This window comes from Turicibacter sp. St.80E1, from assembly GCF_059728495.1.
In genome coordinates this window covers 1,759,421-1,773,639 of record NZ_AP039386.1, presented here as the reverse complement: position 1 = coordinate 1,773,639, position 14,219 = coordinate 1,759,421, and the positions used below count along the sequence as shown (strand labels likewise).

The following is a 14,219-nucleotide window of genomic DNA, read 5'->3' as shown; positions in this document are numbered from 1 at the left end:
AGAGGTGAATGTAATGTCAATTGATGTGAATCGAATCCGTGAAGATTTTCCTATTTTAAAGGAAGAGATGAATGGGCACCCTTTAGTTTATTTAGATAGTGGTGCAACGACATTAAAGCCTCAAAAGGTCATTGATGCCGTCAATAATTACAATACAAAGACAACCTCAAATGTTCATCGTGGCGTCTATCAGTTGAGTAATGATGCCACTGAATTATACGAGGGAGCTCGAGAAAAGGTTAGACAATTAATTAATGCTAAGACGGCATCTGAAATTGTCTTCACTAAAGGGGCGACGCATTCTTTAAATTTAGTGGCCCAAAGTTTCGGTCTCTATCATTTAAAGGCAGGAGACGAAATTATTGTGTCTGAGTTAGAACACCACAGTAGTTTCTTACCTTGGCAACACGTAGCACGGGTGACGGGGGCTGTTTTAAAGTTTATTCCTCTTGATGCGACAGGACATATTACGGTTGACAATTTTAAAAAAGTTTTAAGTGAAAAGACGAAGGTTGTTGCCATTAACTATGTTTCTAATGTAATGGGGTATGAATCGCCAATTAAAGAAATTACTGCATTAGCTCATGAAGTGGGAGCGATTGTTTCAGTTGATGCTGCACAGGCTGTTCCGCATATGAAGATTGATGTTCAAGACCTAGATTGTGATTTTTTATCATTTAGTGCTCATAAAATGTGTGGGCCGACTGGGGTTGGTGTTTTATACGGTAAATATGATCTTTTAAATTCATTAGAGCCTATTGAATTTGGTGGAGAGATGATTGATATCGTAGGAGAAACAACATCAACTTGGAAAGATGCTCCTTATCGCTTTGAAGCGGGAACACCTGTTATTGCAGGTGCGATTGGATTAGGAGCAGCAATTGACTACTTACAATCTATTGGCTTTGATGCGATTGCTCAACACGAGTTGGAACTTCGTGAATATGCGGTTTCAAAGTTAGATGAATTAGGTGGAATTACAATCTTTAATCGTGATGCAAAGACGGGGATTATCTCATTTAATATCGATGGGGTTCATCCGCATGATGCAGCGACGATTTATGATACGGAAGGAATTTGTGTTCGTGCAGGACATCATTGTGCGCAACCCCTTATGGGATGGCTATGCCAACCTGCTACACTAAGAGCAAGTTTTTATTTATATAATACAAAAGAGGAAGTGGATGCATTTATTGAGGCCACTCGTAAAGGAAAGGAGTTTTTTGACGGTGTCTTTTTCTAATTTAGAGCAACTATATCGCCAAGTTATTATGGATCATTATAAAAATCCTCGTAATAAAGGATTATTGCAAGAGGACGGATATCATGAAGTACATTTAAAAAATCCAACCTGCGGCGACGATATTACTGTTCAAGTAAAGGTTGAAGATGGAAAACTGACTGATTTACGTCATCAAGGGACAGGGTGTTCAATTTGCTGTTCTTCAGCGTCTGTTATGACGCAAACATTAAAGGAAAAAACATTAGATGAAGCTCAAGCTATTACAAATAACTTTTATGAACTAGTAAAAGGAAACGACTATGATGAAGAGTTAGATATGGGGGATTCACCTGTTTATCAAGGTGTTTCAAAATTTCCAGCACGTGTAAAATGTGCAACTATTTCATGGAAGGCTGCAGAGCAAGCGATTAACGAATTAAAAAAATAAGAGTTAAGATGGATATCATACCAAACCGAAATGGAGGGTTACTGGGTGAGCGCTGAAATAAAAGAAAAAAAGCATGAACTTGAAGGTATTGTAACGGACTATAAATACGGTTTTAAGACCGAACATAAAAATTTAAAAGACACGGGAAAAGGAATTTCTGAAGCGGTTGTTAGGGAAATCTCAGCGATTAAAGGTGAACCAGAGTGGATGCTTAATTATCGGTTAAAGGCTTATGCCCATTTCGCAAAAACAAAGATGCCAGCATGGGGACCTGACTTATCAGAAATTGACTTTGACGAGTATACTTACTACATTAAACCTTCTGAAAAGGCTGAAAATAGTTGGGAAGACGTTCCTGATGAAATTAAGGATACATTTGATAAATTAGGAATTCCTGAAGCAGAGGCTAAATTTTTATCAGGGGTTTCAACTCAATATGAATCAGAAGTGGTTTATCACAATAACCAAAAAGAACTTGAAGAAGCTGGCGTTATTTTTATGGATACAGATTCTGCCTTACGCCAATATCCAGATTTATTTAAAGAATATTTTGGTAAGGTTATTCCATATGCGGATAATAAATTTGCCGCGTTAAACAGTGCAGTTTGGTCAGGAGGATCGTTTATTTACGTTCCAAAAGGGGTTAAAATTGAAAAACCGCTCCAATCTTATTTCCGTATTAATACAGAAAGCATGGGACAATTCGAGCGAACATTGATTATTGTTGATGAGGGAGCTGATATCCATTATGTTGAAGGATGTACGGCACCGACCTATTCTGCCGATTCGTTACACGCCGCTGTTGTAGAGATTTATGTTCGCAAAGGTGGGCGTTGTCGATACTCAACGATTCAGAACTGGTCAAATAATATTTTAAACCTAGTAACGAAACGTGCTGTGTGTGAAGATTACGCGCATATGGAATGGATTGACGGGAATATCGGATCAAAGATTACAATGAAGTATCCGGCGTGTGTGTTAAAAGGTGAAGGTGCGAAGGGAACAACGATTTCAATTGCTTTTGCTGGAGAAGGACAAATCCAGGATGCAGGGGCTAAAATGATTCACTTAGCTCCTAATACGTCATCGACGATTATTTCGAAATCATTGTCACGAAATGGTGGAAATGTAACTTATCGTGGGATTGTCGAGCATGGGAAAAAAGCGAAGGGAGCAAAATCTCATGTGGAATGTGATACGATTATTTTAGATAGTCTTTCAAAGTCAGATACAATTCCGTATAACATTGTAAAGAATGATGATGTTACTATCCAACATGAGGCGACAGTTTCTAAAGTTTCAGAGGAACAGTTATTTTATTTAATGAGCCGTGGGTTAACTGAGGAACAAGCAACAGAAATGATTGTTATGGGATTCATCGAACCTTTCGCAAAAGAGTTACCGATGGAATATGCTGTAGAATTAAACCAATTATTAAAATTAGAAATGAACGGATCAATTGGATAAAAGATAAAGGTGAAAAGGCAATGTCTCTAATTAGACATTGCCTTTTTGTTGTATATATTTGTCGAAAAAGTGGAATATTAAACACGAAAGGAATGATGAATCTATGTGTGTGAAAAATGTTGGGCGTACAGACGCTTATATTCGAATTAGTGCAGGGTTAATGCTCATTAGTTTAGGAATCATGAAGCATAAAGGATGTTTAGCTGCTTTAGGGAGTCTTAAAGTTGCTGAAGGGGTAACAAGATATTGCCCAGTTTTAGATCTTTTCAACTGCTCAACGATGTCTGATGAGGAATTATTAGATGAGGCATTAGGAAGTTGTGTCTTAGATGTTGAGGAAGATGAGGATGAATTCGAAGAGTTAGAGCATGAATGTGGATGTCATTGTGACCATCATGCAGAGGCGTAGGATAGCCGGTCGTTTAAATGGAGCTCTTTTCTTTAAACAGAGTTAATTTTGTCAGCTAGAAGCTGACCGAAGGTTTAAACGATTCTGTTCATTTATTTAGTTTTGGATGGCGAAAAAAACTCGTAGTACTTATCCATTCATGATAGGGTAGGTGCTACGAGTTTTTTTATGAGCTCACAAAGGGGGGAACTTTAGGAGGATTAAGGATTCGATTTCCTTCAAGACGTTGTCTTAAGAGATGAAGTTATTTATAGACCTTCCGGACAAGTGAATGTCATTCTAATGTGATGATTAATAGGTTAAGGTTGCTATGACGCTCTAAACAGGAATAGGAGTTTTTGTGATAGGATGACAAAGATGTTTCCCACTAATATAAAAACGAAAATATCGTTAAGTAAGATACTTTCGTTTTTACGGTTAATTTTACTATAAGGGGCTTTATCAAGAGTGAGATGATAGAGTGGAAAAGTGAGGAACGATTGAATCCCAATCACTTTATAGTGGGAAATCGTCAACCTCTAAGTCGCAATTAGGGTTTGTACAAGGTTCAGATATTTCTTTTAGTGCAATTTCAGCACGCCCATCCGTCAATTGATGGATGGCCAAATCGCCAAGTGAAATCATTCCAACTAATTGCCCCTCATCGTCCGTAACGGGTAGGCGGCGCACCTGTTTATCGGCCATGAGTGAGATGGCGCATCCGACTTCTGCATCTTCTTTAATGGTGTAAACGGGTTGCGTCATGATTTCTTCGACTTTAGTATTCATAGGGAGGATATCAGCGAACGCCCGGATGACAATATCACGATCTGTAATAATACCGATGACTTGTGAAGCATCATTGATGACAGGAACAGAACCAATATTATGTTTTTTCATCACTCGAGAGGCATTTAAAACAGTATCGTGAGCGGTAATTGCTTCAATACCATCAGTCATAAATTGTTTTACATTCATGAACAGGACTCCTTACCTTATATATTTGTATTTAGTTTGTGCAATCACCGTAGTCTTATCCCACTTATTAGTTCATTTATTCAGAAAGTGTAAGAGTTTTAATAAAGAAAGAGGTAGGGATAAGAATCAGATTCTATTCTCCCCTGGAGTGAGAAGTTTATTAATTTCGTTAAATTTTAGGGAAAGGATATCATGAATGATTTTTTGTGCGCATATGCTATAGGGAGGTGATGAGTGTGCTAAACATAAATAAAATTAACATTGAAGGTTATGAATTCTTAACTTATGAGGTAGCGTTACCTAAAACTACATTATTTATTGTGTCACATGAAACGGTGGGTTATATCATGTGTGCGGCTCTTGATATTGATTTCTTTAATAATAGTGAAAAGTTAAGAGCTCGTAAAATTATTGCAGGGCGTGCAGAAGGAGTTCGTAGTATTCAACAACTTTTAGATGCTCCGCTTGCGAAAGTAACGGTTGCTTGCGAGGAGTTAGGAATTAAACCGGGGACAATTGGTAGAGATGCCTTAGTGTTAATGGCAAAGAGCGTTGAAAAATAGTTTTATAAAAGGGGTTATCCGTTAGAGGATAATCTTTTTTATTGTCAGGCTCTGGTTAGTGGGAGATGCCTTGTGCCAATCAGTAGGGGATATCTACTGGGACGGGGGAACCTATTAAAAAGTATAAAACTACGATGCATCCTTCAAAATTAGACAAATCAATTCCCTATTCTACGCTATAATAAAGGAATGAATGATTTACCATATTAATTCGAATATCGGGTGACACTCGTTCTTTAGAAGTTGAGATGTGGAATATCATTTAAAAGGAACAGGCGTCGCGCTACTGTTTATTAAGGGGGAAGTTTAATGTTTGAATTTGAATTAGCACAGGAAAATCGCAACTCATTTAAAAATGAAATTAAAAGTAGCTTAGTAAAAAAGGTGAAACCTTATTGCGAATTTACGGATATCGATCGCTACTTTTTTAGCGAGGGGACACATAAGCAACTTTATAAAAAGTTTGGGGCACATGTTGTTCGTGACGAATCAGGAATTTTAGGAACATACTTTTGTGTTTATGCGCCTCATGCTAAACACGTGGCAGTTGTTGGTGATTTTAATCATTGGAATGGAGAATTGCATGGGATGATTGGAGAGAATGGAATCTGGTCACTTTACATTCCAAAATTGCAAGAGGGTCATTTATATAAATATGAAATTACAACATCATGGGGGGAAAAAATCCTTAAAGCCGATCCTTACGCTTTTTATGCGGAAAATCGTCCAAATACGGCTTCAATGATTTATGATATTGAAGGATTTGAGTGGACAGATGAGAAGTGGGTTAACAAACGCCGACAATCTAATATTTTTGAACAACCGTTAAATATTTATGAATTACACCTAGGATCTTGGCGTCGTGGGGAAGAGCTAGTAGAGACAGAATCTTTTCATACTTATGCTGAAATCGCGGATGATTTAATTCAATATGTCTTAGATCATAGCTATACGCATATCGAATTAATGCCACTTTATGAACATCCATTTGATGGGTCTTGGGGATACCAAGCAACAGGATATTACGCAGCGAGTAGCCGTTACGGGGAACCAAAGGATCTCATGATGTTTATTAATCGATGCCACGAAGCAGGAATTGGTGTTATTATGGACTGGGTTCCAGGACATTTCTGCCGTGATGCACATGGTCTTTATAAATTTGATGGGGAAGCAGTTTACGAATATCCATTTGATGATGCGGCCGTTTCAGAATGGGGAACAGCTAACTTTGATTTAGCTAAAGGAGAAGTACGTAGTTTCTTAATTTCAAATGCTTTATTTTGGATGAAGTACTACCATGTCGATGGATTCCGTGTTGATGCCGTGGCAAATATTATTTATTGGGGTGGAAATAAGGAGCGTGGTGAAAATCACGGTGCCATTGAATTCTTAAAACGTATGAATACTGAAATCTTTGCCGAGGATGATAAAGTATTAATGATTGCTGAGGATTCAACAAGCTATCCATTAGTCACTGCACCAGTTTCTGTTGGCGGGTTAGGATTTAGTTACAAATGGAATATGGGATGGATGAACGATACATTAGACTATATTGAATTAGATAATATTTATCGTCCATATCATCATAACTACATTACTTTTGCAATGGCATACGCCTATAGTGAAAACTTTGTCTTACCATTTTCGCATGATGAAGTTGTCCATGGGAAGAAATCATTAGTTGATAAAGCTCCAGGAGATTACTGGCAAAAAATGGCCCAATATCGTTTGTTATGTACTTACCAAATGACATTACCAGGTAAGAAGTTGAACTTTATGGCCAATGAAATTGCTCAATTCCATGAGTGGAAAGATAAGGAGCAAGTGGACTGGCATTTATTAACATATCCGGCTCATGATGCGTCAAATCGATATATTAAAGATTTAAATAAAGTCTATTTAAATGATGCAGCGTTTTGGGAATTAGATCATTCATTTGAGGGATTTGAATGGATTGACGTTAATAATAATGAGCAAAGTATGTTCTCTTATATTCGCCGTGCGAAAGATTCTGAGGATTTTGTCGTAGTTGTGCTAAACTTCAAACCAGTTTCTTACCATAACTATCGTCTTGGTGTTCCAAAAGAAGGAGAATATGTAGAGGTTTTAAATAGTGATCGTAATTATTATCATGGATCAAATCAATATAATGGATTACCATTGGTTGCATCTGAGGGAATCTGTCATGGAAAACCATACTTTATTGAAATGACAATTCCACCATATGGGGCAGTTATTTTAAAGTATCGTGCTAAAAAGATGGAAGAGGTTGTTTTAGAGGAAGAAGAATTAATTGAGACAATGGAAGCAGAGATGGAAGTTTAATTGTTCGTTGTTTTGAAGGTATTTTGCTAAGGGGAGGGGAAAAGAATGGCAGTTAATAGTGTCGCTATGATATTAGCCGGGGGGAAAGGAACCCGATTAAAAGAGCTAACCATTCATCGTCCTAAGCCTGCCGTATCATTTGCAGGAAAGTATCGTCTAATAGACTTTGTCCTAAGTAATTGTACAAATTCAGGAATTGATCAGGTTGGGGTATTAACACAATATGAACCGTTAGAATTAAATAGTTATATTGGAGAGGGGAGTTCATGGGATCTTGATGTCCATGGGGCATCTGTTACATTAATGGGTCCTTATACGTCTCGTGATTATGGGTTCTTATGGCAAGGGGGAACAGCGGAGGCTGTCATATTAAATATGCCGTTTATTGAGCAATATAACCCAGATTATTTATTAGTTTTATCGGCAGATCATATTTATAAAATGGATTATCGTAAGCTGATTGACTATCATATTGAAAAGGGATCTCAATTGACAATTTCAACGATTCGTGTTCCCGAAGAAGAGACTAAAAGATTTGGAATGCTGAAGGTTAATCATGAAAATCGAGTGATAGAGTTTGAAGAAAAGCCTCAGAAAACAGAAAGTCGTTTAGCATCGATGGGGGTCTATGTTTTTAGTTGGAAGAAGTTTAAAGATGATATTATTCATAAGTATCAAAGACATCTTTATGAGGGGGTCGACTTTGCTCAAGATGTTATTCCTTACTTTATCGAGACGAACTCAGCTGTGTTTGCTTATGAGTACAAAGGGTACTGGCGCGATGTTGGAACGGTTGAAGGTTATTGGAAAGCACACATGGATTTATTGGATTCCGATAATGATTTAAATCTTCATGATTATAGTTGGCCTATTTTCTCAAAAACACCTAACCTCCCGCCACATCATATCTTAAAGGATGCGAAGGTCCGAAATGCTTGGATTAATGAGGGAAGCATGGTTTTCGGTGAAGTATATGATTCAATCATCGGTCATCGTTGCATTATTCAAGAGCGTTCCATTGTTGAAAAAAGTGTCATTTTAACAAGTGCTCAAATTGAACATGATTGCCATATTAGTTATGCTGTTATCGGGGATGACGTTGTGATTCCGGCTCATACTGAGATTCATGGCGATGAAACGAATATTGTTTTGGTGACAAATGATAATTTAGAAGAAATTCTTGAGCATCAGGGGAGGGGAGAAGATCATGAAAAATAAGGCATTGTGTGTGATTGATGGAACGAATACTTCCCAATCGCTTCAAAACTTACTAAATCAGCGTTGTGTGGCTGCCCTACCTTTTGCAGGACGTTATCGTTTAGTCGATTTCGCCCTATCGAATGCCGTCCATTCTGGGATTACAAATGTATCAATTTTTCCGGATGGGGACTATCACTCATTAAGTGACCACATCCGATCAGGAAAATTTTGGGGACTTGATCGTAAGGTCGATGGGCTATTCTTGCTTCCCCCTAAAAAAGAAGTAAGTGCCATTGCAAATACGCTCACTTTTGCGCGAATGAGGGAATATATTGAATATTTCCTTCGTTCCCGACAAAAATATGTGGTTTTATACCATGCCAATATTATTACGACCATTCCATTTGAAGAATTGGTTCAGTCACATATCGATTCCAAATCAGATGTGACTCAGGTTCATTATCGGAATAAACCGGTTAATATTTTTGTTTTATCACGTGAATATTTAATTGATTTAATTTTAAAATATGAAATTTCCCCTTATCAAACGGTTCTTGATTTAGTTGAAATGAATGACGGGATTAAAATTAATCGTTATGAGCATCGTATTTACACGCGGACCATTGATTCTATTCTGTCGTACTATCGAGCAAATCTTGATATGCTACATTATGAGTATGGGTTTCAAATTTTCTTGCTTGAGCGTCCCGTTCTTACGAAGACAAAAGATGAATCACCGACGTTTTATACGAAACAGGCCGATGTCACCAATTCAATGATTGCAAATGGGTGTCGAATTGAAGGTAAGGTTGAAAACTGTGTGCTATTTCGGGATGTAACGATTAAACGAGGGGCCATTGTTAGAAACTCGGTTATTTTACCTCGAACGGTTATTGGGGAAAATAGTATTATTGAACAGGTCATTACGGATAAGCACGTTTATATTAGTGACGGGGCTCGCCTGAGTGGTCAAGAGTATACCCCTATTGTTATTGGAAAGGGACAGCGAGTGATTGGTAATAAAGGAATTAGCGTCGCTCAAATCTCAACTGAATGTGTACCATTCTATAAAACGGGGGGACTCGCTGATGTAACGTTTGAACTCACACAGGAACTTATTAATCAGGGGTTAAATGTAGATGTTATTTTACCACTTTTTAACTCATTGTCTGATCGATACCAGGAAAATTTAAGTCATGAATTACGATCGGTTGCTGTGATAGGGAAATTGGATGTTCCTTATGATGTTTATCGTTATACGAAAGATGGAATTAATTATTATTTCATTTCATGTGGGGAGTTAACACGTGAAAAATTATATGGTTATCGTGATGATTGTCAACGTTATGAATTATACTGTTATCTCGCTTTAGATTTTATTGAAAAAAGCGGACATAAATACGATATTATTCATTCTCATGACTGGTTAACGGGTCTAGTTCCATATTTCATGAAAAATGTATTCGCAAAAAGAAGCAATCACTTTATGTTTACAAAAACAGTGTTTACGATTCATAATATTCATTATCAAGGAATATGCGATGTATCGGATTTAGCCATTATTTCGCAATTTGATTCGATACCAAATGAAGTGATGCTATTTGAAAAAGTCAACTTTATGAAAACGGCTATTGTAACAAGTGATGAGGTGACAACCGTTTCTGAAACTTATTGTAATGAAATTTGTTATCCATATTTTGCGGAGGGGCTTGATCGCTTTATTGTCGCACGAAAAGATCATTTACATGGTATTTTAAATGGGATTAATTATAATTATAATAATCCGGCAACGGATTTGAGTATTTATAAACGATATACACCGAAGACCGTTGAAAATAAGAAAGAGAATAAATGTCAAATGCAACGTGAATTAGGACTTCCAGTGAATCCAAATGTGCCGGTCATTGGAATGGTTTCGCGTTTAGTTGAACAAAAGGGGTTTGATCTTATTTTAAAGGTCTTTGAAGAACTCATGAATGAAAATGTTCAATTCGTTTTATTAGGCGATGGGGATTACAAATATACGAGTTTCTTTAAGGCAATGGCCCAAAAGTACCCGAATAAGGTTTCTGTAAATATCGGATTTTACTCATATAATTCTCAAATGATCTATGCAGGAAGTGACCTTTTCTTAATGCCTTCACGTTTTGAACCGTGTGGGATTAGCCAAATGATAGCATTAAAATATGGAACGATCCCGGTTGTAAGGGAAACAGGGGGATTAAAGGATACTATTATTCCATATAATGAATTTATTCAACATGGAAATGGATTCGGTTTTGCTCACTATAACGCGCATGATATGTTGTTTACATTAAAGCGTGCGATTAATTTTTATCATATGCCTGAACATTGGGATAAATTAGTTCAGAGTGCCATGAGTCAAGATTTAAGTTGGAAAAATTCAACGGAAAAATATATTAATCTTTATAGAAATTTAATTAATGAAGAGTAGGAGTCGGATTAGACTCCTTTTTTTATGAGGTGATTCCATCACCTTTAATAGGGATCAGGTTTATGAAGATAAGAGCGTTATTTTTTTGATGGCACCATGATATTGAAAGAGAGAGGTATTTCTGTAATATTTTGGTTCTGGCGAAATAAACGAGATGAAATTTGCAGAAATATAGCATTTTTTAGCTTTAAAAGGAACGCGTTACATCTGAAACAGAGCTTTCATCTTTTAAATTATCTGATATAATAAGATTATGAAATGGAAAGATATGTAACATCGGAGGGGTGTTGCATACATGGAAGGGAGATTTATTCTCATGGCTAATGTATTTGCGAATAAAGACGTATTTAAGGATACGTTTCAGACGCGAGTGGAACAAATTTACGGCGTTAAATTTGAAGAAAGTACACCGCACCAAAGATATTTCACACTAGGGACACTTGTTCGTGAGTATATCTCATCAAATTGGATTGAGACAAACGAGGCGATTGTTGAGGGGAAGCATAAACAAGTCTACTATTTCTCAATGGAGTTTTTGATGGGACGTTTATTAACAAATAACATCATGAACTTGGGAATCCGTCCGGTTATTGAAGAAGCAATGAATGAGTTAGCAATTGACTTAAATGAATTAGAGCGCATTGAGGCAGATGCGGGTCTTGGTAATGGGGGATTAGGTCGTCTAGCAGCATGTTTTATGGACTCTATTGCATCTTTAGGATTACCAGGGCACGGTAATGGATTACGTTATCGTTATGGATTCTTTGAGCAAAAGATTATCGATGGTTATCAAGTAGAAATTCCAGATAAATGGTTACAACGTGGTTACGTATGGGAAGTTCGTAAGTCAAATGAATCGGTTGAAATTCCGTTCTACGGACACGTTCAAATAGAGAATGTTGATGGGAAAGAAGTCTATAAACATGTACCAGCTGAGTATGTAAGAGCTGTGCCTTATGATGTACCTGTTGTAGGGGACGTAGCGAATAATAATAAAACGGTTAATACATTACGTTTATGGTCATCGGAACCGACAGAAAATAAGTATCCTGATCATATTTCAGCTGTTGAATATGAAAAAGATGTACGTAATATTTCAGAATTCTTATATCCAGATGATTCAACAATAGAAGGAAAAATCTTACGTTTAAAACAACAATACTTCTTTGTAGCAGCCGGTGTAAGATGGGCTGTACGTCAACATAAAGAAGTTTACGGAACATTGAATAATTTCCATGAAAAAAATGTGTTACATATTAACGATACGCATCCAGCCTTAATCGTTCCAGAATTAATGCGTATTTTAATTGATGAAGAGGGGTACGGTTGGGATCAAGCTTGGGAAATTACTCAACATTCATGTGCTTACACGAACCATACAATTTTAGCGGAAGCACTTGAAAAATGGCCGGTTGATTTATTCCAACCATTATTACCACGTATTTATATGATTACGGAGGAAATTAACCGTCGTTACTGTTTAAAATTATTAGAGTTATATCCAAATCAACCAGAGAAAGTAGCTGAATTAGCTATTATTGGATATAATCAAGTGCGTATGGCTCATTTAGCAATTGTCGGGTCATTTAGCATTAATGGGGTTGCACAGTTACATACAGATATCTTAACTCATATTGAGATGAAAGATTTCTATCAAATGTATCCGGATCGTTTTAATAATAAAACAAACGGAATCACGCATCGTCGTTGGTTATTACATTGTAATCCAGAATTAACAAAGTTATTAGATAAAGAAATCGGAACAGGGTATCATACGAATACGTTTGAATTAGCGAAATTAGAGGATAAATTACATGATGAGCGAGTTCAAAAAGAAATTATGAATATGAAATATGCTCGTAAACAAGCGTTAGCAAATCGTATTGAACGTGAGCAAGGTGTGAAGTTAGATCCAAACTCGATTTTTGATATTCAAGTTAAGCGTCTTCATGCGTATAAACGCCAGTTGTTAAACGCAATGCATATTATGTATTTATACAATCGATTAAAAGAGGATGAACAATTTAGAGCGAACTTCCATCCTCAATCATTCATCTTCGGAGCAAAGGCAGCATCAGGTTACTATTTTGCTAAGAAGGTTATTAAACTTATTAACTCGATTGCTCAAAAAGTTAATAATGATCCAGAAACGTCTAACTTATTAAAAGTTGTTTTCGTAGAAAATTACAATGTCACGTATGCTGAGTTAATTATGCCAGCTGCTGATTTATCAGAACAAATTTCTACGGCATCAAAAGAGGCATCAGGAACAGGAAACATGAAGTTTATGATGAATGGGGCTATGACCATTGGAACATTAGATGGAGCGAATGTTGAAATTCATGAGCTAGTTGGAGATGAAAATAGCTTTATCTTTGGATTAAATGCGGATGAAGTTAATGATTACCAACAAAATGGTGGATATAACCCATGGAATCTTTACCATACAGATGTTCGTATTCGTCGTGTATTAGATCAATTAGTTAATGGATTCTTAACACCAGATAAAGAAGAATTCCGCGATATCTTTAATGCCGTGACACATAATGGCGATGAGTATTTTGTCTTAAAAGACTTTGATGCTTATGTGCGTGCGCAGGAGGCTGCTAATCAAGCTTATAAAAATCGCAAGAAATGGACTGAAATGTCAATGATTAATATTGCACGTTCTGGTAAATTCTCATCAGACCGTACGATTCAAGAATATGCAGACCAAATTTGGCATTTAGAAAAATTAAAATTTTAATAAAAAAAATCTCACGTTAGCGTGAGATTTTTTTTATTATTAAGACCTCAATAAGTTCTTATGTGATAAAATCGCTAGTTATTCATTGCATATATAGGGAATTTTTGGTAATTTATTGTTATAGATAAATAAGGCGGTGAAAATAGGAGGGGTTGAATGTTTTTAACGGTTGGACATAAGATTAAGTTATGCCGTAAGAGGCAACGTTTTAAAATGCGATGAAAAATTTATTTGTCAGTCTAACAGTATAGAAATTAGGATTTCTATAGCAGTGGTTGTAGAATATCCCCCTCTTGATCACAGTAGATCTATAAATATTCTGCTTTTAGTTGAGACAAATAAAGACTAACATCCTAATCATTTGATAAGGAGGGAGAAAATGTCTAATTTATTAAAGGTTATTATTTGTTTAATATTAATTTTCACG

The 14,219-nt window shown here is 36.5% G+C and carries 10 protein-coding genes; 9 read left to right on the top strand and 1 reads right to left on the bottom strand.

Annotated features, from left to right (window positions below; translation table 11 throughout):
- The first annotated feature begins 13 nt into the window (after window positions 1–13).
- From AC6I0I_RS08535 to AC6I0I_RS08520, 4 genes are all read left to right on the top strand, one after another.
- Entirely contained in the window at window positions 14–1,243 is a 1,230-nt protein-coding gene (locus AC6I0I_RS08535) for a cysteine desulfurase (RefSeq protein ID WP_161831175.1), read from the top strand.
- Window positions 1,230–1,670, top strand: coding sequence for a Fe-S cluster assembly sulfur transfer protein SufU (gene sufU / locus AC6I0I_RS08530; RefSeq protein ID WP_161831173.1), 441 nt, complete (start codon window positions 1,230–1,232; stop codon window positions 1,668–1,670). Before AC6I0I_RS08535 ends, sufU begins: the two co-directional genes overlap by 14 nt.
- A 45-nt stretch (window positions 1,671–1,715) precedes the next feature.
- Window positions 1,716–3,137, top strand: a complete 1,422-nt coding sequence (gene sufB, locus AC6I0I_RS08525) for a Fe-S cluster assembly protein SufB (RefSeq protein WP_317452441.1) — start codon at window positions 1,716–1,718, stop codon at window positions 3,135–3,137.
- A gap of 103 nt (window positions 3,138–3,240) precedes the next feature.
- Window positions 3,241–3,546, top strand: a complete 306-nt coding sequence (locus AC6I0I_RS08520) for a YgaP family membrane protein (protein WP_161831169.1) — start codon at window positions 3,241–3,243, stop codon at window positions 3,544–3,546.
- A gap of 495 nt (window positions 3,547–4,041) precedes the next feature.
- Here the strand turns inward: AC6I0I_RS08520 and AC6I0I_RS08515 are convergent, their stop codons facing one another.
- A complete protein-coding gene (locus AC6I0I_RS08515) occupies window positions 4,042–4,503 on the bottom strand; it encodes a CBS domain-containing protein (protein WP_161831168.1) in 462 nt (153 codons plus the stop codon).
- A 236-nt stretch (window positions 4,504–4,739) separates the two neighbouring features.
- Between AC6I0I_RS08515 and AC6I0I_RS08510 the strand changes: the two genes are divergently transcribed.
- From AC6I0I_RS08510 to AC6I0I_RS08490, 5 genes are all read left to right on the top strand, one after another.
- Entirely contained in the window at window positions 4,740–5,066 is a 327-nt protein-coding gene (locus AC6I0I_RS08510; protein ID WP_262951117.1) for a YunC family protein, read from the top strand.
- Window positions 5,067–5,375: 309 nt separating this feature from the next.
- Window positions 5,376–7,391 carry a 1,4-alpha-glucan branching protein GlgB gene (gene glgB, locus AC6I0I_RS08505; RefSeq protein ID WP_161831166.1) on the top strand — a complete coding sequence of 672 codons (2,016 nt, stop codon included), beginning with the start codon at window positions 5,376–5,378 and terminating at the stop codon, window positions 7,389–7,391.
- A 45-nt stretch (window positions 7,392–7,436) separates the two neighbouring features.
- Window positions 7,437–8,609 (top strand): glucose-1-phosphate adenylyltransferase, encoded by a 1,173-nt coding sequence (locus tag AC6I0I_RS08500; protein ID WP_161831165.1) that lies wholly within the window; start codon window positions 7,437–7,439, stop codon window positions 8,607–8,609.
- Window positions 8,599–11,046, top strand: coding sequence for a glycogen/starch synthase (locus tag AC6I0I_RS08495; protein WP_161831164.1), 2,448 nt, complete (start codon window positions 8,599–8,601; stop codon window positions 11,044–11,046). Before AC6I0I_RS08500 ends, AC6I0I_RS08495 begins: the two co-directional genes overlap by 11 nt.
- 316 nt (window positions 11,047–11,362) lie before the next feature.
- The gene (locus AC6I0I_RS08490; protein ID WP_161831163.1) at window positions 11,363–13,792 is read left to right on the top strand and encodes a glycogen/starch/alpha-glucan phosphorylase; all 2,430 of its coding nucleotides are present in this window, start codon (window positions 11,363–11,365) and stop codon (window positions 13,790–13,792) included.
- Window positions 13,793–14,219: the final 427 nt, after the last annotated feature.

What these genes read in the sequence shown, in the direction of transcription:
- AC6I0I_RS08515 (WP_161831168.1), bottom strand. Translation starts at nt 4,503, where the DNA reads ATGAATGTAAAACAATTTATGACTGATGGTATTGAAGCAATTACCGCT.
- AC6I0I_RS08495 (WP_161831164.1), top strand. Translation starts at nt 8,599, where the DNA reads ATGAAAAATAAGGCATTGTGTGTGATTGATGGAACGAATACTTCCCAA.
- AC6I0I_RS08500 (WP_161831165.1), top strand. Translation starts at nt 7,437, where the DNA reads ATGGCAGTTAATAGTGTCGCTATGATATTAGCCGGGGGGAAAGGAACC.
- AC6I0I_RS08535 (WP_161831175.1), top strand. Translation starts at nt 14, where the DNA reads ATGTCAATTGATGTGAATCGAATCCGTGAAGATTTTCCTATTTTAAAG.
- glgB (WP_161831166.1), top strand. Translation starts at nt 5,376, where the DNA reads ATGTTTGAATTTGAATTAGCACAGGAAAATCGCAACTCATTTAAAAAT.
- AC6I0I_RS08490 (WP_161831163.1), top strand. Translation starts at nt 11,363, where the DNA reads ATGGCTAATGTATTTGCGAATAAAGACGTATTTAAGGATACGTTTCAG.
- AC6I0I_RS08520 (WP_161831169.1), top strand. Translation starts at nt 3,241, where the DNA reads ATGTGTGTGAAAAATGTTGGGCGTACAGACGCTTATATTCGAATTAGT.